General features: G+C 40.2%; 25 protein-coding genes. 14 read left to right on the top strand and 11 right to left on the bottom strand.

Annotated elements, in window-relative coordinates:
* The first annotated feature begins 107 nt into the window (after positions 1-107).
* The gene (locus tag ACXAEA_RS11345) at positions 108-1,694 is read left to right on the top strand and encodes a DEAD/DEAH box helicase (protein ID WP_475095987.1); all 1,587 of its coding nucleotides are present in this window, start codon (positions 108-110) and stop codon (positions 1,692-1,694) included.
* Positions 1,695-1,754: 60 nt separating this feature from the next.
* Here the strand turns inward: ACXAEA_RS11345 and ACXAEA_RS11350 are convergent, their stop codons facing one another.
* Both ACXAEA_RS11350 and ACXAEA_RS11355 read right to left on the bottom strand, forming a co-directional pair.
* Entirely contained in the window at positions 1,755-1,874 is a 120-nt protein-coding gene (locus tag ACXAEA_RS11350) for a DUF4023 domain-containing protein (RefSeq protein WP_125481111.1), read from the bottom strand.
* An 82-nt stretch (positions 1,875-1,956) separates the two neighbouring features.
* A complete protein-coding gene (locus ACXAEA_RS11355; RefSeq protein ID WP_475095988.1) occupies positions 1,957-2,493 on the bottom strand; it encodes a histidine phosphatase family protein in 537 nt (178 codons plus the stop codon).
* Positions 2,494-2,695: 202 nt separating this feature from the next.
* Between ACXAEA_RS11355 and ACXAEA_RS11360 the strand changes: the two genes are divergently transcribed.
* The 5 genes from ACXAEA_RS11360 (at position 2,696) to ACXAEA_RS11380 (ending at position 7,757) form a co-directional block, all read left to right on the top strand.
* Complete coding sequence (locus ACXAEA_RS11360) at positions 2,696-3,700, top strand: LacI family DNA-binding transcriptional regulator (RefSeq protein ID WP_475095989.1); 1,005 nt, start codon at positions 2,696-2,698, stop codon at positions 3,698-3,700.
* 59 nt (positions 3,701-3,759) lie between these two features.
* Positions 3,760-5,442 carry a glycoside hydrolase family 13 protein gene (locus tag ACXAEA_RS11365; protein ID WP_475095990.1) on the top strand — a complete coding sequence of 561 codons (1,683 nt, stop codon included), beginning with the start codon at positions 3,760-3,762 and terminating at the stop codon, positions 5,440-5,442.
* Positions 5,443-5,613: 171 nt separating this feature from the next.
* A complete protein-coding gene (locus ACXAEA_RS11370; RefSeq protein WP_475095991.1) occupies positions 5,614-6,339 on the top strand; it encodes an SDR family NAD(P)-dependent oxidoreductase in 726 nt (241 codons plus the stop codon).
* Positions 6,336-7,379, top strand: a complete 1,044-nt coding sequence (locus ACXAEA_RS11375) for an S-adenosylmethionine:tRNA ribosyltransferase-isomerase (protein WP_475095992.1) — start codon at positions 6,336-6,338, stop codon at positions 7,377-7,379. The genes ACXAEA_RS11370 and ACXAEA_RS11375 overlap by 4 nt, the downstream gene beginning before the upstream one ends.
* Positions 7,380-7,394: 15 nt before the next feature.
* A complete protein-coding gene (locus ACXAEA_RS11380) occupies positions 7,395-7,757 on the top strand; it encodes a VOC family protein (RefSeq protein ID WP_475095993.1) in 363 nt (120 codons plus the stop codon).
* A 29-nt stretch (positions 7,758-7,786) separates the two neighbouring features.
* Here ACXAEA_RS11380 and ACXAEA_RS11385 read toward each other — a convergent pair whose 3' ends face one another.
* The gene (locus ACXAEA_RS11385; RefSeq protein ID WP_475095994.1) at positions 7,787-8,263 is read right to left on the bottom strand and encodes a DUF2062 domain-containing protein; all 477 of its coding nucleotides are present in this window, start codon (positions 8,261-8,263) and stop codon (positions 7,787-7,789) included.
* 258 nt (positions 8,264-8,521) lie between these two features.
* Here ACXAEA_RS11385 and pssA point away from each other — a divergent pair, with 258 nt between their 5' ends.
* Positions 8,522-9,217 (top strand): CDP-diacylglycerol--serine O-phosphatidyltransferase, encoded by a 696-nt coding sequence (gene pssA, locus ACXAEA_RS11390; RefSeq protein ID WP_475095995.1) that lies wholly within the window; start codon positions 8,522-8,524, stop codon positions 9,215-9,217.
* A 131-nt stretch (positions 9,218-9,348) separates the two neighbouring features.
* Here pssA and ACXAEA_RS11395 read toward each other — a convergent pair whose 3' ends face one another.
* Positions 9,349-9,543 (bottom strand): CsbD family protein, encoded by a 195-nt coding sequence (locus ACXAEA_RS11395; RefSeq protein ID WP_475095996.1) that lies wholly within the window; start codon positions 9,541-9,543, stop codon positions 9,349-9,351.
* A gap of 93 nt (positions 9,544-9,636) precedes the next feature.
* Here ACXAEA_RS11395 and ACXAEA_RS11400 point away from each other — a divergent pair, with 93 nt between their 5' ends.
* Positions 9,637-10,428 carry a nucleotidyltransferase domain-containing protein gene (locus tag ACXAEA_RS11400; RefSeq protein ID WP_475095997.1) on the top strand — a complete coding sequence of 264 codons (792 nt, stop codon included), beginning with the start codon at positions 9,637-9,639 and terminating at the stop codon, positions 10,426-10,428.
* 39 nt (positions 10,429-10,467) lie between these two features.
* Here the strand turns inward: ACXAEA_RS11400 and pduL are convergent, their stop codons facing one another.
* Positions 10,468-11,031: a phosphate propanoyltransferase gene (gene pduL, locus ACXAEA_RS11405; protein WP_475098121.1), complete on the bottom strand. Its 564-nt coding sequence runs from the start codon at positions 11,029-11,031 to the stop codon at positions 10,468-10,470.
* A 161-nt stretch (positions 11,032-11,192) separates the two neighbouring features.
* On the opposite strand from pduL, the gene ACXAEA_RS11410 reads away from it, so the two are divergent.
* A complete protein-coding gene (locus ACXAEA_RS11410) occupies positions 11,193-12,236 on the top strand; it encodes an ATP synthase beta subunit C-terminal domain-containing protein (RefSeq protein WP_475095998.1) in 1,044 nt (347 codons plus the stop codon).
* Positions 12,237-12,335: 99 nt separating this feature from the next.
* On the opposite strand, the gene ACXAEA_RS11415 is transcribed toward ACXAEA_RS11410, so the two are convergent.
* Positions 12,336-12,824, bottom strand: coding sequence for a hypothetical protein (locus tag ACXAEA_RS11415; RefSeq protein WP_475095999.1), 489 nt, complete (start codon positions 12,822-12,824; stop codon positions 12,336-12,338).
* Positions 12,817-14,172, bottom strand: a complete 1,356-nt coding sequence (locus ACXAEA_RS11420) for a sensor domain-containing diguanylate cyclase (RefSeq protein WP_475096000.1) — start codon at positions 14,170-14,172, stop codon at positions 12,817-12,819. The genes ACXAEA_RS11415 and ACXAEA_RS11420 overlap by 8 nt, the downstream gene beginning before the upstream one ends.
* 334 nt (positions 14,173-14,506) lie before the next feature.
* On the opposite strand from ACXAEA_RS11420, the gene ACXAEA_RS11425 reads away from it, so the two are divergent.
* Both ACXAEA_RS11425 and ACXAEA_RS11430 read left to right on the top strand, forming a co-directional pair.
* Positions 14,507-14,953 carry a DUF3231 family protein gene (locus ACXAEA_RS11425; protein WP_475096001.1) on the top strand — a complete coding sequence of 149 codons (447 nt, stop codon included), beginning with the start codon at positions 14,507-14,509 and terminating at the stop codon, positions 14,951-14,953.
* Positions 14,935-15,252: a DUF3231 family protein gene (locus tag ACXAEA_RS11430; protein WP_475096002.1), complete on the top strand. Its 318-nt coding sequence runs from the start codon at positions 14,935-14,937 to the stop codon at positions 15,250-15,252. The genes ACXAEA_RS11425 and ACXAEA_RS11430 overlap by 19 nt, the downstream gene beginning before the upstream one ends.
* Positions 15,253-15,323: 71 nt before the next feature.
* Here the strand turns inward: ACXAEA_RS11430 and ACXAEA_RS11435 are convergent, their stop codons facing one another.
* Positions 15,324-15,689: a hypothetical protein gene (locus ACXAEA_RS11435; protein ID WP_475096003.1), complete on the bottom strand. Its 366-nt coding sequence runs from the start codon at positions 15,687-15,689 to the stop codon at positions 15,324-15,326.
* Positions 15,690-15,736: 47 nt separating this feature from the next.
* Entirely contained in the window at positions 15,737-16,822 is a 1,086-nt protein-coding gene (locus ACXAEA_RS11440) for an AbrB family transcriptional regulator (protein WP_475096004.1), read from the bottom strand.
* Between the two features lie 210 nt (positions 16,823-17,032).
* Here ACXAEA_RS11440 and ACXAEA_RS11445 point away from each other — a divergent pair, with 210 nt between their 5' ends.
* A complete protein-coding gene (locus tag ACXAEA_RS11445; RefSeq protein ID WP_475096005.1) occupies positions 17,033-17,653 on the top strand; it encodes a pyridoxamine 5'-phosphate oxidase family protein in 621 nt (206 codons plus the stop codon).
* A gap of 500 nt (positions 17,654-18,153) precedes the next feature.
* Positions 18,154-19,011, top strand: a complete 858-nt coding sequence (locus ACXAEA_RS11450; RefSeq protein WP_475096006.1) for an alpha/beta fold hydrolase — start codon at positions 18,154-18,156, stop codon at positions 19,009-19,011.
* A gap of 41 nt (positions 19,012-19,052) precedes the next feature.
* On the opposite strand, the gene ACXAEA_RS11455 is transcribed toward ACXAEA_RS11450, so the two are convergent.
* The gene (locus ACXAEA_RS11455) at positions 19,053-19,934 is read right to left on the bottom strand and encodes a glycerophosphodiester phosphodiesterase (RefSeq protein WP_475096007.1); all 882 of its coding nucleotides are present in this window, start codon (positions 19,932-19,934) and stop codon (positions 19,053-19,055) included.
* 142 nt (positions 19,935-20,076) lie between these two features.
* Entirely contained in the window at positions 20,077-21,426 is a 1,350-nt protein-coding gene (locus ACXAEA_RS11460) for a MerR family transcriptional regulator (protein ID WP_475096008.1), read from the bottom strand.
* A gap of 361 nt (positions 21,427-21,787) precedes the next feature.
* On the opposite strand from ACXAEA_RS11460, the gene aspA reads away from it, so the two are divergent.
* Positions 21,788-23,212 carry an aspartate ammonia-lyase gene (aspA, locus tag ACXAEA_RS11465; protein ID WP_475096009.1) on the top strand — a complete coding sequence of 475 codons (1,425 nt, stop codon included), beginning with the start codon at positions 21,788-21,790 and terminating at the stop codon, positions 23,210-23,212.
* Positions 23,213-23,241: the final 29 nt, after the last annotated feature.

Raw genomic sequence — 23,241 nt, forward strand, 5'->3', positions numbered from 1 at the left:
AGAACTTCTTACGGCAATTAAGCTTGATATTTTACCAAACAAAAAGCAATAATGAGAAGGATGGTTGAAGCTGATTTTCAACCGATTAAAGAAAGCAGGGATTGACATTGAACAACTTTATATCTTTAGGCATTAATGAACGGCTCGCTGAAACATTAAACATACAAGGAATTACAGAACCAACACCTATACAGGAAAAGGCGATTCCTTTATTGCTGGATGGCAAGGATGTGATTGCCCAGTCTCAAACTGGGACAGGGAAGACTTTCGCTTTCGTGCTGCCAATCCTGGAAAAAATAGATATCAATAGTCCGCATATTCAAGCTTTGATTGTCACGCCGACGAGGGAGCTGGCGTTGCAGATCACTAGTGAAATCCAAAAGCTGATCGAGCAGCTTGAGGGCATAAATATTCTCGCAGTGTATGGCGGACAGGACGTTGAAGCACAGCTGAAGAAACTTAAGCGAAACATCCATATTGTCATCGGGACACCTGGAAGATTGCTCGATCATATCCGCAGGGAAACAGTCGATTTTTCAAAAACTGATTTTCTTGTACTCGATGAAGCAGACCAGATGCTGCATATCGGTTTTTTACATGAGGTAGAGGATATTATTAAACAGACTCCTAAAACAAGGCAAACGTTGCTCTTTTCAGCAACCATGCCGGAAGAAATACAAAAGCTTGCCAAGAAGCATATGTACAAACCAGAGTACATCCAGGTCGAGAAAACCCAGGCACCGCTTGAAAATATTAAACAGATTGCCATCAGTACAACCGACAGGGCAAAACAGAATGATTTAATCGAGTCACTCAGGATGTACCAGCCATTTTTGGGTGTGATTTTTTGTCGGACAAAGAGAAGGGTAAGTAAGCTGAATGATGCACTGAAGGCTATGCATTTTAACTGCGATGAACTTCACGGTGACCTTTCCCAGGCAAAAAGAGAGCAGGTAATGAAAAAGTTCCGGGAAGCGAAGATCCAGTATCTGATCGCAACAGATGTAGCAGCCAGAGGACTTGATGTCGAAGGAGTCACGCATGTGTTCAATTATGACATTCCGCTCGATACAGAAAGCTACATTCATCGTATTGGCCGAACTGGGCGTGCAGGCAGTGAAGGGCTCGCTGTAACCTATTACGCACCAAAAGACAGGCCCCTCCTGGATATGATTGAATCAGAGCTTAATATGAAAATTGAAAAGAAAAACGTGGGCAATGCTCGAAAAGCTGAGGCACACACCGAGTCAGCTACAGACACAACTCGTAAACAAAGAACAGGGGATTTCAAGGGAAAGAATACTAGATCCAGAAGACGTGAAGAAGGAAAGCCAGAAAGAGACCACCGTGGTGAGAAAGTGAACAGAGAACCTTTCTCGCGAAAGAAGGCAGGAGAAAACCGAGAAGGCCGAAATGAAATGCCAACTCGCAGAAACAAGGAAGGTTACGGATCAAACCGCGATCGCAGCAATTTCTCGGATGGTCCACGACCAAAGCAGTCCGACACAAATGAAAAGAGAAGGGTAAGACCTGATCGTCCAGAAAGAACTCGTGCAGGACGGACAAGAAGCGAAACTTCCGACAGTAATCGGCAGGAAAGACAGGGGAATGAAAGAAGCCGTACTAACACCGGGGATCGCCAAACAAAAGGCATAAACAATAGAAGCGGGTCAAGAAACCGCAGAAGCAGATAGGCAACATGTAATTCCTTTCAAACAGGAAAATAGACCGCTAAATGGCGGTCTATTTTCTGTTTAGTGCTGTTTATTCGGAAGCTTGTCGCTTGGATTTTCCTTTCCTTGCCGCTTTTTATTCTGCTCATTTTTCCTCTGGTTTTCATGTAATTTCTCCACAAATTCGTGCGTGTTCTCCATTGCAATACCTCCCTGTATTGATTAACTCGTCGTTACTTTTTCCATTAAAGGTAAAATTCATACAGCGGCAGCGAAATGAATGTTATTCTTTCTCGAAAACATAGAGGCGGGCGTTTTCGGGCCTGTTGAAATTCGGTCCAGAAAAGCCCCTTTTTAATAATTCCTTTCTCATGAACATCATGATGCCGCCGTGACCAACGATCAGCAGATCATCTCCGTGTTCCATAGCTTGATCGAGAATCCTGTTAATCCGCTCTATAACTTGTTTTTTTCTTTCCTTCTGTGAATCATGTCCTATTAACCAGGCAATGCGGATTAATGTAACATGAAGCCATAGAGGAAGGCGGATGTTTGATTTGAAAATTGGATAAATAGACATTTCTCTTAAGTCCTCAAGGAGAACAATGTTGCCTTCATATGCTTTGCGGGCAGTCCTTTGTGCACGTTCCATATCACTTGAAAAACATCTGCTCCATTTATGACCATGATGCTCGATTTCTACTTCTTCTATATCTGATGCATTATACTCCTCTTGCCACTTAAGTAGCTCTTCAGATGTAACGTACTTCTTTGGATATCCAAGTGTTACTTTAAAATGCCTTAACAAACCAATTTTCACTTTCGATCATCCTTATCTGTTTTTTCTGGCTTTTATTTAATTCACCAACAGCCTACAATAAACCTTTTTATAGTCGTTTTCAAAAAAACTGAGGAACATTAATTTGAGGGGGACAGGATTTAAAGAAATACTTGATATAAAACACAGACAATACTATGATTGAAATGCAACGTAAACGTTTACGTAAAAGGTTAGGGTGATTATGAGTTATACCATTAAAGATGTAGCCAAAAAAGCAAATGTCTCCATTGCAACTGTATCAAGAGTTTTAAATGGACAAGGCGGCTTTTCAAAAGCAACGGAAGAAAAGGTGCTTCAAGCTGTAAAATTATTGGGCTATCAGCCTAACGCTTTTGCGAGGGGATTGATCAGCAACAAATCCAATACAGTCGGAATTCTGTTCCCGGAGGTTTCGAGCCAGTTCTCATCAAAAATCCTCAGGGGAGTGGAGGAAGAAGTCCATCGTCAGGATTCAAGTGTGATTGTTTGCAATACTTCATCCCACGGCGAGCGTACGATAAAGTATTTACAGCTTTTAGCGGAGAAGAGAGTGGATGGAATCCTGTTTGTCAGTGAGATCATTACTGAGGAATATTATGAAATGCTTGAAACGATGAATGTACCAGTCGTCCTCGTGTCAACAGAATCCTATCAATATCCTTTGCCATTTGTAAAAGTTGACGATAAGCATGCTTCCTTTACCGCAACTGATTTTTTAATAAAAATGGGACATCGCAGCATTGGCATGATCAGTGGTAATAGGGACGATATCATTGCCGGGCAGCCGCGAATTGATGGTTTTAAACAAGCTCTTTTGAATAAAGGCCTGAATTTCGCAGAAGAGAATATTGTTTATTCACAAGGTTTTTCTTTTAATGATGGTTTAGTGGGGTTGCCAAAGCTCCTGGAACAAGTCCCTGATCTAACAGCCGTTTTTGCTGCCAGTGATGCAGTGGCCATGGGTGCTATTTCCTCCGCTTATAAGCTGGGAATAAAGATACCAGAGGACCTCTCCATTATCGGCTATGATAACCTGCCGATTGCAGAAATGTCGATTCCGCCTTTGACTACGGTTGCACAGCCATTGGAACAAATGGGAACAGTAGCTGCAGAAATGCTTTTTTCCATGATGAATCAAGGGAAAAAGGTAGAGAGCAGAATAATGCCACATTCAGTGGCAGAGCGGGAAAGTGTAAAAAAAATATAGTTTTAACTGTGACGTAAACGTTTACTCAAAATAAACAATTAAACTTTGGAGTGATTTTTTTGAAAAAGCAATGGTGGAAAGAATCAGTCATTTATCAAATATACCCTCGCAGCTTCATGGATTCAAATGGTGATGGAATCGGCGATATCCCTGGTATCATCTCCAGACTGGACTATTTAAAAAGGCTTGGGGTCGACGTAATCTGGCTGTCACCAGTATATAAATCACCAAATGATGATAACGGATACGATATTAGCGATTATCGTGAAATCATGGATGAATTCGGAACAATGGCAGACTGGGAGCTGCTTTTAAAAGAAATGCACGACAGAGAAATGAAGCTGATCATGGACCTTGTCGTCAACCATAGCTCCGATGAACACCATTGGTTTGTTGAATCAAAAAAATCGAAGGGCAACCCTTATCGTGATTATTATATTTGGAGACCAGGCAAGGATGGAAAAGAGCCAAACAATTGGGAATCAGTCTTCAGCGGCTCAGCATGGCAGTATGATGAGACGACAGATGAATACTACCTCCACTTATTCAGCAGAAAGCAGCCAGACCTGAATTGGGAAAATCCGAAGCTTCGCCAGGAAGTGTACGATATGATGAAATTCTGGCTGGATAAAGGTATTGATGGCTTCCGGATGGATGTCATTAACTTCATTTCAAAGGTTGAAGGCCTGCCAGATGCACCTAATCCAGAAGGCAAGCCGTATGCATCCGGCAGCCAATTTTTCATGAATGGACCAAAGATTCACGAGTACCTTCAAGAGATGAACCGTGAAGCTCTGGATCATTATGATGCGATGACTGTTGGAGAAATGCCTGGCGCAAGCGTAGAACTGGCCAAACTTTATACAGACGAGGAACGCAAAGAAGTCAATATGATTTTCCAATTTGAACATGTGGATCTCGATTCAGGACCAGGAGGAAAATGGGATTTACGACCATTGAAGCTTACAGATCTGAAAAAGAATTTCACAAAATGGCAAAAGGGGCTTGAGGAAGAAGGCTGGAACAGCTTATACCTCAATAACCATGACCAGCCAAGGATGGTTTCCCGTTTCGGCAATGATCAGGAGTACCGTCTTGAGTCAGCCAAGATGCTTGGGACATTCCTTCATATGCTGAAAGGCACTCCTTATATCTATCAAGGGGAAGAGATTGGGATGACAAACGTCCGCTTTGATTCCATTCATGATTATAAAGATATCGAAACACTTAATATGTACCAAGAAAAAGTGATTCAAAATGGGGAAGATCCTGCTAAGGTGATGGAGTCTATCTATGTAAAAGGAAGGGATAATGCCCGCACACCATTCCAGTGGGACAATACCGAGCATGGTGGTTTTACGAATGGCACTCCTTGGCTTCAAGTGAATCCAAATTATCAAGAAATCAATGCAAAACAAGCTGTGGAGGACGAAAATTCCATCTACCACTATTACCGAAAATTGATCCAGCTGCGAAAAGAACATCCGATCATAGTCCATGGCAGCTACGATATCCTGGTTCCAGAGGATGAAAGTATGTATGTTTATACAAGAACTTGGGAGTCGCAAAAATTACTTGTCCTTTTGAACTTCTCTGATGAGGAACAGCGTTTCGAAGTGCCTGCAGAACTGCAAGGCAAGAAAAACGAAATCTTGATTTCGAATTACGAAGTAAACAAATACTATGAGGCAACCATTTCGTTGAAGCCTTATGAAGCAATTGTATACCTGATCCAAAATTAATCATTTTTGTAGGCTGCTATCTTGCAGCCTTCTTTTTTTGCCCATATCAGGTGATACACCCTACAAAACTTAGACTAAAGTCGTAGTTAATATCAAGCTTCTCTACGAGGTTTTGTTTTCTTCAAAATCTTAAGATAAAGACAAGAAGAAAATCGAAGGAGGAACTTGATAATGGTAAAAAACAAAGTTGTCATGATTACTGGGGTTACACAAGGGCTGGGTAAAGCACTAGTGCTAAAATTCGCAAAGGAAGGTGCGAATTTGGCTGTTTGTGCCCGGAGAACAAAAGAGCTTGATGGAGTAAAAAAGGAAGCGGAATCACTTGGAGCTGAAGTCCTGGCGGTTACAGCCGATGTATCGATCCCCCGTGATGTTGAGAAGTTCGTTGCTTTGACGCTTGAAACCTATGGACGGATTGATGTGCTGATCAATAATGCCTCGATACTGGGACCAAGTCCAATGCCCCTGTTACTTGACTATCCAGAAGAAGATTTCGCTGAGGTGATCAAGGTCAACAGCATGAGCCCTTTTATGGTTACACGTAGGGTACTTCCCGTCATGCTGGTACAGAATAACGGATCAGTCATAAATGTAACTTCAGAAGCTGGCCATGTAGGATATGCGGGCTGGGGAGCATATGGCATTTCAAAATTCGCAGTTGAAGGGATGACCCAAACATGGGCAGATGAATTGAGCGGCACAACTGTAAGAATGAATATGATCGATCCTGGAGAGATGGATACAGAAATGCATGCTCTTGCGGTACCGGATTGTGATTATGAGTTAGCACATCCGAACGATGTTGTCGATGTCTTTCTTTACCTGGCTTCAGATGAGTCAAAAGGGGTTAACGGACAAAGGTTCCAGGCTCAAGAGTTTAGTCGGGAGGAATTATGATGCAGACGGAAACAAAGGCAAATCCATATGATTTTCATCTTCCAGCTTCTCTTAATGCTTCCCTTCCGCCAGAAAGGCGAGGTCTGCGCCGGGATCGGGTTAAGATGATGGTATTAGACAGGGTTACTGGGAATGTTAGACACGACCAATTTTTCCGATTAGAAGATTATTTAAAGTCAGGAGATATCCTTGTGCTTAACAATAGCAGAACCATTCCGGCCATTTTAAAAGCAGAGTGGCAGAGAAACGGAAAGGTGATCGGAACGGACGTAGAATTAAGGCTTGCGAGAAAAAAGAATGACTCAACATGGGAGGTTCTGATTGTAGCTTCGAATGTAAAACCCGGTGACTGTTTTAAGTTTTCTGAAACATTAAAGGCTAAAGTTATTGGGGAAGTTTTTAAATCTCCTCTTAAAATCATGCAGTTCAGCCTAAATGGAAAGGATCTATTCGAAGCTATCTATTCAATAGGTGAACCGGTAAGGTATGAATATATTAATCATCCTTGGGACCTGGAATACTACCAGACGGTTTTTGCTAGCCAGCCTGGATCAGTCGAAATGCCATCAGCTGGCAGAGCTTTCAGCTGGGAGCTCCTATTAAGACTGCAGCAAAAAGGCGTAAAAATTGCCTTTCTCCAGCTTCATACTGGACTGAGTTATCTGCTTGATGAGGAGGAGCCTCATTCACCTGAAAACCACTATGAGGAGTATGTGATTTCAAAAGAAGATATGGCTGCCATAACAAATGCCAAGGCTGCGGGCGGCAGGGTAATCGCTGTAGGTACAACCGTAGTTCGAGCATTGGAAACTGCGATTGCCAATTCAACCCTGGCTGGGTGGACAAATTTGTATATAACATCCGATTATAAATTACAGCTGGTAGATGGAATCATCACGGGTTTCCATGAACCTAAGGCAAGCCATTTAGATATGCTGACAGCGTTCATTGAAGACCATAAGCTTTTTGAAGCGTATGAAATTGCGATAAAACAAGGATATCTCTGGCACGAGTTTGGCGATATTAACTTAATTCTCTAATAGGGGATGAACGTAATGCGATTCCATCATTTTGCAATAGAAGTAAATGAATTGTCTGCATCAAAGGCTTTTTACGAAACGATGCTGGGATTTAAGGAATGCTGCAGACTTATTTTTCAGGGAGAAGAAATTCTCTTTCTCGAATTGGAGGGCTTCAGGCTTGAACTACTTCAGAAAAAGCAAGCAGCACCATTATCTGAACATGTCCATCTTTGTTTCGAAGTGGAATGCCTTCATGAAAAAATCATTGAGTTAAGGAATAAACAACTAATTCCTGACGAAGGTCCATATAAGTTAGACAACGGGTGGAGTACCGTTTTCTATCGTGGGCCGGAAAATGAGATCATTGAATTCATTCAAACAAAACCAAAAAAATAGGAGTGAAAAATCAATCTGATTTTTCACTCCTATTTTTTTACATCCCATTTTTTTATGATCGAGAGAAAGCTTAAACGATATTTTCTCATGATGGTATAGATTAAGTAATACACAATCATTCCAAAAAGAATGATGTTAACAATCATGCCAAGAAAAAAAGCAGCGCCTATATGCATTCCGGCATCTAAATTAAAACCATGAGGAGGCATTCCTGCAGCGGAAGGGAAAATCCCATATGGAAACAATGTTTCTCCGACTACAACATTTAAATAAAATAAAAACGGAAAAAGCCAAATCAGAGCAACTCCACTAATAAAACCAGCCAGCGGGTTACCTTTGAAAAGTTTAGCCCCTATAGCTGACAAGATCGGCCCCATCCCAAATGAAGGTATAAAGTGAATCAAGAAGCCTAATGTAAAACCTATGGAGACATTATGAGCATTACCTTGTATCCTGAATAGCTTTATAAGAAGAAATTTAAGCCGTCGCATGTTTTTATTAATCATAATTCACCAGCCCCAAAATAGTATACAATTTGATGAATCATTTTAATAGTCCTTTTTTATACGATATTCTATGATAGACCGATCATTCACAAGCATCCTTAAAATTTTCTTATTAATCACTAATCAGATGAGATATTATGGTATAGTTGATATATATTTTCGGCGATTCTTATATAAAATAAACATGATTGACCTATTTGCGGTGTAAAAATAGACAAGAATCTACTGATGAAATTTTTCGGAGAGTGATGACAACTGATGCGTTTTACAAAGATGATTCCTAATATGTTCACACTTGGGAATCTATATTGCGGTTTTCTTTCAATTGGATTTGCAGCGAATGGCCAATTTAATAATGCGGCCATCTTAATCTTGATCGGCATGATGCTGGACAGTATGGACGGCAGGCTTGCAAGGATGCTTAAAGCGGATACCCAGCTGGGAAAAGAGCTCGATTCACTGGCGGATATTGTCACATTTGGCGTAGCTCCTTCATTCCTGGTCTATTATACATACTTTTATCAATTCGGCCTTTGGGGCCTGATGGTCGCTGGACTATTTCCATTGTTCGGGGCATATCGTCTGGCAAGGTTCAATATCAGCACAGATAAATCTTCACTTAATTATTTTATAGGTGTCCCAATTACTGCAGCAGGGGGGATCATGGCCATCCTGACTCTTTTCGGGGACTTGATTCCAAATATCGTTACGACTGTAGTGTTTACCGCACTGAGCTTCCTCATGGTGAGCAGGATCAGGATTCCGAGCTTTAAGGAAGTTCCGCTGCCGAAGTACGGCACCATCGTTACCATCTTTCTTGGATCCTTGCTGTTTGTCATATGGAAGGGCACATATGGCCAATTCCCATACTTGATTTATATTGCAACACCATTGTATTTCGCTTATCTTGCCTATCGTTTTGTAAAAGGGAAGAATAAAAACAATGTAGATTAACACTAGAATAAGCGGAGGCGACTCGAGGAGCTAGGGGCTGGAGCTGGACAATTCTTAAAGTGAAATTTATTCCTTTTTATCTCATAAAAAAATCCTTTGCTATTAAGCAAAGGATTTTTGATTATATTAATTTAATCTCTGGAAGAGTGATTAATTGCTCTTGAAACATCTTCTTTAAGATCACCCGCAGTTTCTTTCAATTTGCCTTTTCCTTTGTCCATTCGGCCTTCTGCTTCCATCGATTCGTTATTCGTCAATTTCCCGAATTGTTTTTTCGCTTCACCTTTTACCTGGTCGAATGCGCCTCTAGTCTGTTCATCATTCATATTGTTTACCTCCTTAAAATGTGTATATTCTTTAATACCCTTTTTGAAAGATGGCAAACTATGAAATAATCTCGTAGAAAGGAGACTCAAGAAGTGAAGGATCATATCGAAAAAGCGTTAAAACAAATCGAAGAGGATTATGAAGTCAAAATCCTTTTTGCCTGTGACGGGGGAAGCAGATCTCTTGGCTTTGCTTCCAAGAACAGTGATTATGATATCCGTTTTATCTACATACATAATCAGGATTGGTATTTATCGATTGACCAGGAAAGAGATGTTATTGAGATACCGAAGCATGATGAACTTTCAATCCCGGTCGATCCACTTTTGGATGTAAGCGGCTGGGAACTGAGGAAGGCCTTAAGGCTTTTTCGGAAATCCAATCCATCCTTGCTGGAATGGCTGAATTCCAAAACAGTATATGTAAACAAGGGAAAAACGGTTGAGAAATTAAGATCCTTACAGGAAGAAGTCTTCTCGCCAAAGCCATACATCAGCCATCATCTTAATCTGGCAAAGAGAAATTTTACCGACTTGCAAAAAAAAGAAAAAGGGAGGATCAAGTTATACTTGTATATTCTCCGGTCAATCATGGCAGCGAAATGGATTGAAAAACAACAAACTGTACCACCAGTGAACTTCATAGAACTTTTAACAATAATACCAGATTGCCAAATCAAAGAGGATGCCTTAAAACTGCTCGCTTTCAAACAATCAGGTAAAACGATCGATACAGATCGAAATTCAGCTCTTGATGAATTTATAGAAACAGAAATCAAGAATTTATCAAGCTACGCAAACCAGCTGTCAGGAAAAAAGACCAATCCCACAGAAAAACTCAACACATTTTTCAGGGAAATGCTTAAAGAGAGTTGGAAGCAATAAAATGGCCGGACTGCTATCATATGCAGCTCCGGCCATATATTATTTTATAATATTTACCTGGTCACCAGTCTTCAATCCTGATGCGTTTGCTTCATCGGTATCAATGTGCATGTCCAGTGCATATGTTTCCTTAACTCGTATTAGGACTTTGTTGAAAATCAAGCTTCTGTCACCCGTTGACTCGATACTTACATATTCTCCATCATTAACCTCAAAATGATCAGCGTCTCCAGGTGTCATATGGATATGGCGCTCTGCCACAATTACACCTTCTTGTATTTCTAATTCTCCTCTAGGACCAACCAGTTTAATTCCCGGGGTGTCTTGAATATTTCCAGAAGAGCGGAGGGGAGCTTTGACACCCAGGGAATATGAATCTGTTTTAGAAATTTCCAGCTGAGTGAATTTCCTTACTGGACCGAGAATCCTGACAGCAGGGAATTCACCTTTTGGTCCGATCACCTTGACAGTTTCGTTTGCCGCGAATTCTCCTGGCTGAGAGAGCTCCTTGGCAATCGATAACTCAAAGCCTTCACCAAATAGTTTTTCCAAATCGTCTCTCTTCAAATGAATGTGCCGGTTCGAAACACCAACAGGAATCATCTTTAAAACCCCATTTCTTTCATGATGATTCAATTATTTTACCCATTAACAATTTATTAACACTTATTTTCAAGCGTAATTATTTTTACTTTTAAAAGTAAAAATAATCATTGCTTTTTAAAGTAAAATAATTTACTGTTAAAAGTAAGGAGGTGGTATAAATGGAAAATCTAAGATTAAATGTTTCATTATTAAGAAAGAGAGTGCCTAATTTAACAACCGCAGCCAAAACTGTTGGCTTAAGACCAGCTACGGTGTCCAATTTGTCTACAGGCAAGATACCTGTTGGCCGAGCAGAGGTACGTACTATTGTAGCGCTGGCAGATCTCGCTGGCTGTACTTTGGATGAGTTAATCTTAAGAGGGGAGAGTGTGCAAATGATTGAAACTGGAATAAAGACATTGGACTTATTTGCTCCTGTTGCGAAGGGAGGAACAGTGGGACTTATTGCTAGGCCAGGTATGGGGCAATTAGTTGTTCTGGCTGAAATGTTATACCGTTTGAAAAGGGAAGGATTCACAACCATTCTCATTAAACCTAAAGAAGGACATCCCGAACTTAATGATATTCTCGATGACGTGGATATCGTTACAAATTCAATTCAAGAAACTATCGAAGTGATGATCAAAACGGGTATAGACAAGGATTTCGTTTTGACGGCCGACAGATCATATGTGGTAGCTGGTGAAATGTACACACTTCAGGAAAAGTTTGAAGAAAAGGGAATTCGTGAAGTAACTACCTTACTGGTTGATTTAAAAGGGGAAGCAGTCGATGAAGACCTTCCATATGGACCACTTGACACTTTATGGCAATTCGATGCCGACCTTGCAGCCCGCCATCAATACCCTGCGGTAAACCCAATCTATTCAACATCTTCCATCCTAGAGGGCTCCTATTTAGATCCCTTACATCATAGCATTCAACAAAGAGCTCAGAAATTACTGCGACGTTATCGTGAATTGAGGTCAATTGTAAATGTCCATGGACTTGATCGCCTTCCCTCTTCAGAACTCCAGATTTACAAGCAAGGGGAAAAGCTGGAAGCTTACCTTACTCAGCCTTTCTTTGTCGCTGAGGAATTTACCGGGAAGAAAGGCAAAACTGTTAGTCTTAAAAGAACATTGGAGGATGTAAAAAAAATTCTCGAGAGCCCGGTTGAAACTTATCAGACCGAAGAACTTCAATACATCGGCCAATTGTAAATCTTGATCGATATTACCTAGTTTCTAATTATTATTGTTATGTGATTTTTATTTATAGCAAACGAAAAGAGCCAACATATTTTTGCTGGCTCTTTCATTTTAATACCGCCCAACCTGAAGTTGTTTATATACCTCTTCACGAACTTCTTTTAGAGTACTGGGGTGAAGAAGCTTACTGGTACTAATTTTCAAATACGTTTGTTCATCAATGTTTCCTTCATGCTGTAATTTATCAAGATGGGGGAGGCGAAAGTTTCCGATTGGAAGGTAGGCGAGGTGAAGCTTTTCACCATTCTTATTTAATGTAATTTTGATTCCTTTTAATACCGGATAAAAATACGATGAATAGTCCTGTTCAATCACCAGGTCTTCTTTTTCAGCAGATTTTACATATGGCAGACTGGTAGGAAGCGAGATAAAATAGATCATTTGGTCATATGAATAATTCAATTCTGAAATACTGAATCCATATCGTTCAGTAACCTGCTTCGAATAGTTTTTCCTTGACAGTTTGTAAAAAGGTCTGCTGGTCAGGGCGGCTGTCATTAAAAAGATCAGGGAAGCTAAGATAAATGTCAACTCAATCAATGCAAACGAACTCCTTAAAAGATACTACAGTATTTTTCCCAGCGTTTTTTGCTTTGTATAATGCTTTGTCAGCTGAATCGATTAACTCGTTTTTAGTAGATATGGATGGGTGATCAGTACATGCTGTCCCAATACTTACTGTCAAAGTGCCATTAGGCTGCGTTTCTTCTCCAGGGAAGTTTGTATTTTGTACATTAAAACGGATTTTTTCAGCGATGATTTCAGACTGTTCCAAACTGGTGCCGGGCAGGAGAACTACAAATTCCTCTCCTCCGAAACGGAAGGCAAAGTCACCTGGCCTCAACGATTCAACAATCACCCTGGCAAGCTTCATCAATACTTCATTTCCTAATAGATGGCCATTTTTATCGTTGAATACTTTGAAGAAATCGATATCAAATATAATGATTGAAAGCGGGACACGGTTTCCTTTTCCATTAGGGAAATGATCATTAAGAATTGTCTGGAACGCCCGTTGATTTAAAAGACCAGTCAGGCCGTCCCTCAAAGCCATTTCTTCAATCTGCTCATAGAGCATAGCATGGTCGAGAGCGATCGCTGCCTGGTTGGCAAGCGGAAGAATATTTTCTGTGTCCATTAACGTAATCGGCCTATTATTGACGATATTATCAATAAGCAGGATGCCAATATTTTTACCCTGATTGATCATGGGGATGACCGCGAATTCATCTGTCCTGAAAAGGGTATGAATCAGAACTTGAGAAGTGTCATTTACATCGATGCTATTTACGATCAAAGGCTTCTGGTTAGCTAATGCCCTGCCAAAAATATTGTGTTCATCATATGGTATATCCAGTGATTTTAGAATGTCATTCAGCTCAGGATCTGTAAAGTTGCTGTCAAAATTATGTTCGATTAAATCCCGCAACTTTAATTTATCTTCTGAAATTTTCTCCCATACTTCATACCCTCTATCAACATCCATAGGGCCGACGCCAACTATTCCTCTTAATGATTTCGTTTCACTTGAAGAAAGGAAAATCATCGCTCTGTTGAACCCTAAACCATGACCCGCTGTGACGGAAGTTAGAATCACCTTCAATAATAGGTCCTGCTGGAGCGTCCGCTGCATCGTCGTGCTGACCTCCCTGAACACTTGCAAATGCTTTGATTGGTCCATGAGCATATTCATCCAGCTGTGGTGATCCTTCTTTTTGTCGATTAAATATTTCGAAACAAAGCCAGATCCACCACCAATAGCTAAGTAAACAGCCAAATCAAGAACGAAGTTTACTTCTGTCTGCAGAGAAACAATTAAAAAGCTTAGCAAAGCAGCAATCAAACCACCAATTATTTTAAAGGAATAACCCGAAAGACCAATAAACAATAGGATTGTCCATTTTAGAAGTGATGTACCATAAAATGCAACAAAGACTTGAACAAGAATTAGGGAACTGACAGAAAAAATGATTTTATTTAAAAAAGCGCTTACATAAAACCTGAATAAATTTGCCGATACTGATAAACCAACGGCAACCATGATCAAAATGAATAAATCACTCAGCGTACTCACTCCTAATAGGAAACTATCTTTATTCTACTATATTTTGATAAATAGATAGGTCATTTTTACCATAAATACCTAAGATATTTTAATTATACTAATAAAAACTGAAGTGATAGGGATGATAATTATAACATCAGTTTATTGGGGTGGAAAGATGGAGGATAAATCCAAGATTCGATTGACTGCAGCAGAAATGTCCAGCATGTGGACACAATTTATCAATGATACAATTTCAATTTGTGTTTTAAGCTTTTTTTTAACCAATACAGATGACGAGAGCGTTAAAGAAGTAGTCCAATTTGCCATAAATGCATCTGAAAAAAATATTGCCATCTTAAAAGAAATCTTCGATAACGATGGTTTTCCTTATCCAATCGGTTTTACCAGGAAAGATGTGAATGTCAATGCCCCGCGCCTCTTTTCTGATACATTTGTGATGATGTATCTGCGGCATATGTCAATATTGGGGATGGCAGCCAACTGTGCTGCTATCGGGATCTGTACTCGTCCTGATGTCATCGGCCTGCATAAAATCGTTTTGACGTCAGCCATTGGAAAACGATCGCTCAAAAGCATGTCGATATGTTCGGTGATATCCTGACTCAAATTGATATTCCTGCACCAATGTACTGGGATTCAGCAGTTACTGACTCTACCACACAAGTATTCTCGGATAAACTCATCATGTTCCATGGGTCAGCGATGATTGCAGCAGGAATAGGCAATTATGGCGCAGCCATGTCCGACAGCCCGAGAAAGGATATTGGCATCAAGTATGCATCGCTCATTCCTGAAATTGCTATGTATGCTGAAGACGGGGCAAATATCATGATTAAAAATTCATGGCTTGAAGAACCACCAATGGCTGATGATAGGGATTTACTGTCAGGGCGGAGATAATTCGTACTGGTTCACAAGCTGCTTAACAAAAAGAGACTCTGCTTAGAGTTTCGCAGAATCTCTTTTTTTAATTATTTTGAGCCCTGTAAATCAGGAAACTTTACAGGCGTATTTAGTGATAATTGGTCCCTGTATGAGCGATATGATACTACATTATGATGATGGGAATAAACATCCATCTGGAGGATTTTCGAATCATTTGTTTCCAAATAGTATTTCATTTCTCCCAGGTCCAGTTCATAAAATGATAGGGTCATTCCTAAAAACTGTTTTTTCTCGACTTTAGTGTCAGGATGATTCCTGATGTAATCAGCAATTTGCTGAACAGAGGCGGAAGATGTTCCAGTGATCGAATAGATGGTCTCTTTCGCTTGGCCATATGCTTGATTGATGGTCTTTTTCGCTTTATTAATGAGGGCATTTATTGATTGATTCATAAGGTCACTCCATCCATGCAAAGTAAAATATGTAATTAATATACCCCTCAATCTAAAAGAGATTCCTCTTTATTTCTTGAACTTCGCTTAAAATACCACCTTAACAGAGGAGGGATTGCAAAATAGATAAAAAAAAGCCTCAATAATTGGAAGCCTGTAACCGTTGATAAATCAGCTTTTACCTCATGTGCTATGATTCCCATCTGATCCATGCCTCCTGGAGCCAGACTCAGGAAACTTGTAACTATTGAGTAGTCCAAAACGTCTGAAAATATAAAACTCAGCACTAAAGAACCAGACACAATCAAGAATCCGTTTAATAACGCAAGTAAGATTGTTGTAGTTTTCCGCTTCAATTTTTCAGGTTTCAATAGCATACCTATATAGCCGCCAATCATCAGCTGTGAAGCATCCAGGACTGAGGAAGGGAGTGTTGGACCTGAAAAACCAGCATTAGTAAGGATCGCTGTGCCGAGGATGGGACCTAATAAAAATGGAGTAGGGAGGCTCCATTTCTTGCCAATAAAAGCTCCAAGTATACATATAGCTAAAAATAATAGCAGAGTTAAAGTATTAGTTGCTGATGGATCAGAGCTGATACTTTCAAATGTCTTATGCTCCAGGTTCAGAACTGGCCCGAAAATAATGAAAGGCACAAAAAATACAATCATTAACAATCGCGAAACCTGCATGAAAGTTACAACAGTAATATCAATGCCTTTCGATTCTTCTGCAAAAATGATCATCTGAGAAAGACCGCCTGGTATACTCCCAGTCAGGACCGTTGGATAATCCACCCCCGAAAGTTTTGAAATCACCTTTGCCACGATGACGGCAAATAAAACAAGGAGAACTGTCAAAAAAAGCATTGTTGGTAGATTGGCAACTATGCTGACAACCGCGCTTCGAGTAAATGAAAGTCCTATAGAGTAACCGACGATTACTAAAGCCGAATCTCTTAAGAAAATTGGCCAGAATAAACTGATCTTTTTTATTCTGCAGGCAAGAAGGATTCCAGACATAGGGCCAAGAAGCCAGGGTATCGGAATTAATAGATAGGAGAATAATGAACCTCCGGCAAAAGCTATGATGAATGCAAGGATAAATGACGTCACTGTTTTGTTAATATTCAAAACCCTCCCTTCTATTTGATAATTTCCTGTAATCCATATTGTGGTAATATCATCTTAACATAAAAAATTTCCCTCTTAAATTTGCAGCGTTAACAGATTGACTATTTACTTACCTTATTTGACCCGGTTTTACATCCAGCGGCTGAAGCACCAGTGAACATAATTCGACCGCCTATCCAGTAAAAAACAATTATTTAGGGAGATGAAGAGATGAATCATACAATTACAAGTTTTGAACAATTAAGAGACATGTTCGGTGAGCCAAGCGATCTTGCGAAACGTAAAGTCATTCATTTTATTGACGAGCATTGCCAGAACTTTATTGCCCAGTCGCCATTTTTAATCTTATCCACCTCCGACGCAGAAGGGTACAGTGACGCATCGCCCAGAGGGGATGCTCCCGGGTTCGTCCTCATTTTGGATCAAAACCGAATGGTCATTCCCGATCGACCAGGAAACAAAAGAATGGATTCGCTCAAAAATATTTTATCGAATCCGCGAGTAGGATTGTTATTCCTTATTCCAGGCATGTCTGAGACACTAAGGGTTAATGGGAAAGCCAGTTTAACATTGGACCCAGAGCTTTTGGATAAGATGGCAGCTGGAGGAAAGAATCCGTTGCTTGGAATCATAATCGAGGTGGAGGAATGCTATATACAATGCGGAAAAGCATTGAAACGCTCAGCCCTGTGGAAACCTGAATTATGGCCCGACCCAGCGAACTTGCCATCCGGTGCAGAAATACTTGCTGCCCACTCCAAACTTCCAGGCACCTCAGCAGAGGATATAAAAGTGAGATTAGAAGATGGATATAAAAATAGACTTTATTGATGTTGGGGTAACTTGAAAAAGGTGTTATTGGACATTTTAGTCGGGGAACACCTGCGAAATGTCCATAAAGATGCGTTTATTGGACATTTCAGTGAGAGAACATCTGCGAAATGTACATTAAGATGCGTTTATTGGACATTTCAGTAAGGGAACATCTGCGGAATGTCCATTAAGATGCGTTTATTGGACATTTCAGTGGGCGAGCATCCGCAAAATGTCCATAAATGTGGGTTTATTGGACATTTCAGTCGGGGAACATCTGCGGAATGTCCATGAAGATACATTTATTGGACATTTCAGTGAGAGAACATCTGCAAAATGTACATTAAGATGCACTTATTGGACATTTCAGTAAGGGAACATCTGCGGAATGTCCATTAAGGTGGGTTTATTGGACATTTCAGAGGGAGAAAGTCAGCGATATTTCCAAAAGAACTTAATAGACATCTTACACTAGGCAAACTTCAAATAAATTTCTAAGGATTGGTGTTGAATTGACGATGTGGGAGAGAAGAATGATTCAGACTTCAAGAGGGGATTTTGAAGTATTCATTAAAGGAGAAGGCAGGCCTATTTGTGTAACGCATCATTATTCTGAATTTAATCCATCCGGCGATTATTTTTCAGATGTGTTCACAGATGAGAATCAGGTAATTCTGGTCAATTTAAGAGAAGCTGGCAACTCCGCAAAAGCACTCGAGGCATATCAATTAAGTATGATTGAAGCCGTCTTTGACCTGGAAGCAATACGTGAGGCACTTGGATACAAAAGCTGGACTTTCGCCGGTCATTCTACCGGAGGGATGATCGGAGTATTATATGGGATTTTATATTCGGACTCACTTAGCGGTTTAATCCTGGCAGGAGCTGCAGCCCGGGATTATTCATCATCACCAGGATGTATTTACAATCCCGCTCATCCCAAATTTACTGTGATGCAAGAATTGATAGAGGAATTAAAAACTCCATATCTGTCTGATTCTGAACGCTTTGAACTCACCAAGCAAAGAACGAAATTATCGCTAAATACTCCTGCTATGTATAATCAATATTTCAATAAAGATATCTCAAAAAAGTTATGTTCTAAAAGATTAAATTTTTTTTCAAGGGAAGCGCTTATATTTGATGTAACCCGGAAGCTCAAGGGGGTAAAATGCAAAACATTAATTATGTGCGGGCAAAACGACGTCCAATGTCCTATTGAATACTCAAAAGAAATGAGTCAACTCATTCCCAATTCACAATTGATCGTATTTAAAAAAAGCAACCATTATCCATTCCTGGAGGAAAAGGTAATCTTTAAAGAAGCAATAGATCATTTTATCAATAACTCCGTAACAGGAAATCAACATCTATAAAAATACCCATGGAAAAAGCTGCCTGAAAGAGCAGCTTTTTCTCATGAACCTCTGCTATTGATCACTTCTGTGAGCCTGTCAGGGTAATTGGTGAACATTCCTGTGACACCCCAATCCAACAGCATTTTCATATCTTCTTTTTCATTGACTGTATAAGGGAAAATCATTAAACCTGAATTCTTGACCTTTTTTACGTATCCCGGGCTGATGGAAGTATAGTGCATGCCAATTCCGACAGCATACTCTTTTATTTTGTTCACTTCATTATCTGTGATGACTGCAGGTGCGTAATATGATAATAACTGGATGAGCGGGATTGAATCATCCAAATTGTTGATTTTTTTTAAGCTCTCCATACTGAATGATTGGATCAGCACTTTCCCCAAAGGCTGCTGATCGCCTATAAGATTATATTCCTTCAGGATTTCCATCAGCTTTTCTTCGATCCCTGGATATTCTTCAGGTGATTTTGTTTCGATGTAAAAGTTGGCTTCATCACCGAATCTATCTAACACTTCACGTAGAGTAGGGACTTGAAGGCCCATATATTCCGGCTTCGCCTTATCTGGGAATGACTCATTGAACCAGGATCCTGCATCTAATTTCTTTATTTCTTCTAGAGTAAGCTCTTTAACCTGGCCATTCTTATTGGTAGTACGGTCAAGAGTTTCATCATGCATGGCAATCAGTTCCCCGTCCTTGGTCATTTGGAGATCGATTTCAATATAATCGCCATTCATGAGTGCACCAAGTTCATACGAGGTAATAGTATGTTCAGGAGCATGTCCCGAAGCCCCGCGATGAGATATGTTTATCGGTTTAAAAAACCCATTAAGTTTTTCTGCTTTTACCGATTCAATTGGTGCTGCAGAAAGGTAAATGAGCACCAAGGCCATGATGAGAAATCGACACCAGCTTTTCATCTCAAAACTCTCCTCTCATAGTTTTTCATAGCAGGATGTAATGGGAGACTATTGAAAAGCAAGGACGATGAATCAATGCTTTTTTAGTATTAAGTGTAAATATTATTTACAACTTTCAAGGTAATATGTCACCTTTGGCAAACTATTTCCAAACCTTCCACCAGTTTCTTCTCGTATGTTTCGACGCAGCTGTTTCCCTGAAGCTATCGACCATTTCTTTAAACATTTCATCCCGCTGCCTGATTTCTGTGCGGAATTCTTCCCGTTCACTTTTTAACGCCTGGACCAGGAATTCTCGTTCCTGATTGAGCACTTCATTCAGGTTCGTAAGCTCCTGATTTGTTGCTTCACGGCTGTTGGATACATAATCTGCAAGGATTTTAAATTCCTCAGAAACAGTTTCTGTCGTTTCATTAAGGCGTTTTGCCAATAATGATAATTCTTTGTTTGTGCCTGATGAAAGCTTTTCAACAGTACTCTCAAGCTTTCCAATCTTGTCATTTGTTCCTTTTGAAGTTTTCGTAAGGCTGGCCGTCAATGAAGCGATTCGTTCGGAAGTACCTTTTGAAACATTCGAAATGCTTCCGGATAAAGCATTGATCTTTTCAGAAGTGCCCTTTGATACTTTCCCAACACTCTCAGAAAGTTTCGAGATTTTTTCAGTTGTCCCTTTTGATGACTTCTGAATACTATCCGTTAGCTGAGCTATTTTTTCAGTTGTTCCTTGAGAAGCTTTCACGACATTATCTGAAAGCTTGGTAAACATGTCAGTCGTGCCTTTCGAAACCTTCGCAATGCTATTATTCAATTCGGAAGTACCTTTTGAAACCTTCGCAATGCTTTTGTTCAATTCAGAAGTACCTTTCGAAACATTCGTAAGCTCGGTCGAAATCATTCCGAGCGCTTCAGAATTCTCTTCCGAGTTTTTTGATACAGTGTCTGATAACACCTGTAATTGTTCGCTCGTTCTTTCTCCTGATTTATAAATGGAGTCTGAAAGGGTTTTTACTGTCGTAAAAGTGCCTTTCGAGATTTCTTTTTTAACTTCCTCCAAAACTTCCTTGCGTATTCCGTTCCTGATTTCAGCTTTGACTTCTTCAATCAATGCCTCTTTATATTGTTCCATTGCAGCCATAAAAGCCTCATGACCATCCTGGGTTACTGGATACGAAGGCACAGGCACAGTTGATTCAACCGTCAATGCATTTTCACCTTCAAACGGATCCACAGCCGAAACAGGCCCATTGCCAATGTGGCGTTGTAATAGGTCGCGAATCATTTCCTTGCTCAAGTTCTTATCACGCATTTGTTTTATTTTAATCAAAAGATTAATTTCAATATCCGTATAAAATCTTGCGCCTTGCTTCGTCCTTGGTACAACGAGAAGACCTGCAAGGTCCTTTTCCCATTGTCTGATCGTACCTGATGGCACATTTATTTTTTTGGACACCTCTTTAATCGTGTACGCCTTCATGAATTGAGTGTCTGTCATCATGCACTTTCCTTTCTTTTATAGTTTTAAAATAGGTGTACAGATAAATTCAGCATTGATATTCCTATTTTCCTGCATGATGACAAAAGCTATCAAAAGTAGTGTTGTTTCAGCATAAATTACAGAAATCATACATGGTTTGCAGCTGCGGTTCCTATTCTCGGGGCAAAAGAATAAATTATTTGATTTATCGTGATGAATTCCGAAATTTGATTTACAATAGTCATGTACAAAGAAGATTGCAATCCAAGGGGGATATGGATAGAATCATATCTGGATGGAATGTCGAAATTAGGCTTGCCCGAAATATACATAAATGATGAATGCTGAAAAACATCACACGCTTTTGGAGGGGTAGTAAATGTCAGAGTTAAAAGTCCGGGTTGAAAAAGATTTTCTGGGTACGAAGGAAGTATTAGAGGATGCGTATTATGGGATACAAACCTTACGGGCCGTTGAGAATTTCCCAATTACAGGATATAGAATACATAGTGAACTGATTAAAGCAATGGCAATGGTGAAAAAAGCAGCTGCCCTTGCAAATATGGATACAGGCAGATTATACGAAGGTCTTGGCAATGTCATTGTAAAAGCCGCAGACGAAATCATTCAGGGCCAGTGGCACGATCAATTTATAGTAGATCCGATTCAGGGCGGTGCCGGAACATCCATTAATATGAATACAAATGAGGTCATCGCAAACCGTGCTTTGGAACTGCTTGGGGAGAAAAAAGGGGATTATTTCACTCTTAGCCCGAATTCCCATGTCAATATGGCGCAATCGACTAACGATGCTTTTCCAACTGCGATCCATTTATCCGTCCTGTCATTATTGGACCAGCTTTTAGACACCATGAACATCATGCGTGATGTATTCTCCCAGAAGGCAAGAGAATTCGATGCTGTCATTAAAATGGGCCGAACCCATCTTCAGGATGCAGTCCCAATTCGTCTTGGCCAAGAATTTGAAGCCTATACTCGTGTTGTCGAAAGAGACATCGAGAGAATCAAGCATACACGCGGCCATCTGTATGAAGTGAATATGGGAGCGACAGCAGTTGGAACCGGCTTGAACGCTAATCCGAAATACATTAAAAATGTTGTTCTCCATCTTTCGGAAATCAGCGGGTATCCACTAACCAATGCTGAACATTTAGTGGATGCGACTCAAAATACCGATGCTTATACAACAGTTTCTGCAGCCTTGAAGGTATGCATGATGAATATGTCCAAAATTGCGAATGACCTCCGCCTGATGGCTTCTGGCCCTCGAGTCGGCTTTAACGAAATCTTACTGCCTGCTAGACAGCCAGGTTCATCAATTATGCCTGGCAAGGTAAATCCGGTAATGCCAGAGGTCATCAACCAGGTTGCATTCCAGGTCATCGGCAATGACCATACAATCTGTTTGGCATCCGAAGCAGGGCAATTGGAATTGAATGTGATGGAACCCGTCCTTGTTTTCAATCTGATTCAGTCAATCAGCATCATGAACAATGGTTTCAAAGTGTTCACAGATCACTGCCTGGCAGGAATCGAAGCCAATAAAGAGAAGCTTGAAAAGGATGTCGAAAGAAGCGTAGGAATCATTACTGCTGTCAATCCTCATCTTGGATATGAAGCTGTTTCAAGGATAGCAAGGGAAGCCATTTTGACAGGTAAATCAGTCCGTGAGCTTTGCCTTGCATATGATGTCCTGACGGAAGAAGAGCTTGACCTGATCCTGAATCCATATGAAATGACTAATCCAGGAATCGCAGGAGAAGAGTTGTTAAATAAAGACTAATATAATTAAGCCGTTGTCATTAATGACAA

Source organism: Mesobacillus sp. ABV4_180 (genome assembly GCF_056158485.1).

What these genes read in the sequence shown, in the direction of transcription:
- ACXAEA_RS11350 (WP_125481111.1), bottom strand. Translation starts at nt 1,874, where the DNA reads ATGGAGAACACGCACGAATTTGTGGAGAAATTACATGAAAACCAGAGG.
- ACXAEA_RS11360 (WP_475095989.1), top strand. Translation starts at nt 2,696, where the DNA reads ATGAGTTATACCATTAAAGATGTAGCCAAAAAAGCAAATGTCTCCATT.
- ACXAEA_RS11370 (WP_475095991.1), top strand. Translation starts at nt 5,614, where the DNA reads ATGGTAAAAAACAAAGTTGTCATGATTACTGGGGTTACACAAGGGCTG.
- ACXAEA_RS11375 (WP_475095992.1), top strand. Translation starts at nt 6,336, where the DNA reads ATGATGCAGACGGAAACAAAGGCAAATCCATATGATTTTCATCTTCCA.
- ACXAEA_RS11380 (WP_475095993.1), top strand. Translation starts at nt 7,395, where the DNA reads ATGCGATTCCATCATTTTGCAATAGAAGTAAATGAATTGTCTGCATCA.
- ACXAEA_RS11385 (WP_475095994.1), bottom strand. Translation starts at nt 8,263, where the DNA reads ATGATTAATAAAAACATGCGACGGCTTAAATTTCTTCTTATAAAGCTA.
- pssA (WP_475095995.1), top strand. Translation starts at nt 8,522, where the DNA reads ATGCGTTTTACAAAGATGATTCCTAATATGTTCACACTTGGGAATCTA.
- ACXAEA_RS11395 (WP_475095996.1), bottom strand. Translation starts at nt 9,543, where the DNA reads ATGAATGATGAACAGACTAGAGGCGCATTCGACCAGGTAAAAGGTGAA.
- pduL (WP_475098121.1), bottom strand. Translation starts at nt 11,031, where the DNA reads ATGATTCCTGTTGGTGTTTCGAACCGGCACATTCATTTGAAGAGAGAC.
- ACXAEA_RS11410 (WP_475095998.1), top strand. Translation starts at nt 11,193, where the DNA reads ATGGAAAATCTAAGATTAAATGTTTCATTATTAAGAAAGAGAGTGCCT.
- ACXAEA_RS11425 (WP_475096001.1), top strand. Translation starts at nt 14,507, where the DNA reads ATGGAGGATAAATCCAAGATTCGATTGACTGCAGCAGAAATGTCCAGC.
- ACXAEA_RS11430 (WP_475096002.1), top strand. Translation starts at nt 14,935, where the DNA reads ATGTTCGGTGATATCCTGACTCAAATTGATATTCCTGCACCAATGTAC.
- ACXAEA_RS11435 (WP_475096003.1), bottom strand. Translation starts at nt 15,689, where the DNA reads ATGAATCAATCAATAAATGCCCTCATTAATAAAGCGAAAAAGACCATC.
- ACXAEA_RS11445 (WP_475096005.1), top strand. Translation starts at nt 17,033, where the DNA reads ATGAATCATACAATTACAAGTTTTGAACAATTAAGAGACATGTTCGGT.
- ACXAEA_RS11450 (WP_475096006.1), top strand. Translation starts at nt 18,154, where the DNA reads ATGTGGGAGAGAAGAATGATTCAGACTTCAAGAGGGGATTTTGAAGTA.
- ACXAEA_RS11455 (WP_475096007.1), bottom strand. Translation starts at nt 19,934, where the DNA reads ATGAAAAGCTGGTGTCGATTTCTCATCATGGCCTTGGTGCTCATTTAC.
- ACXAEA_RS11460 (WP_475096008.1), bottom strand. Translation starts at nt 21,426, where the DNA reads ATGACAGACACTCAATTCATGAAGGCGTACACGATTAAAGAGGTGTCC.
- aspA (WP_475096009.1), top strand. Translation starts at nt 21,788, where the DNA reads ATGTCAGAGTTAAAAGTCCGGGTTGAAAAAGATTTTCTGGGTACGAAG.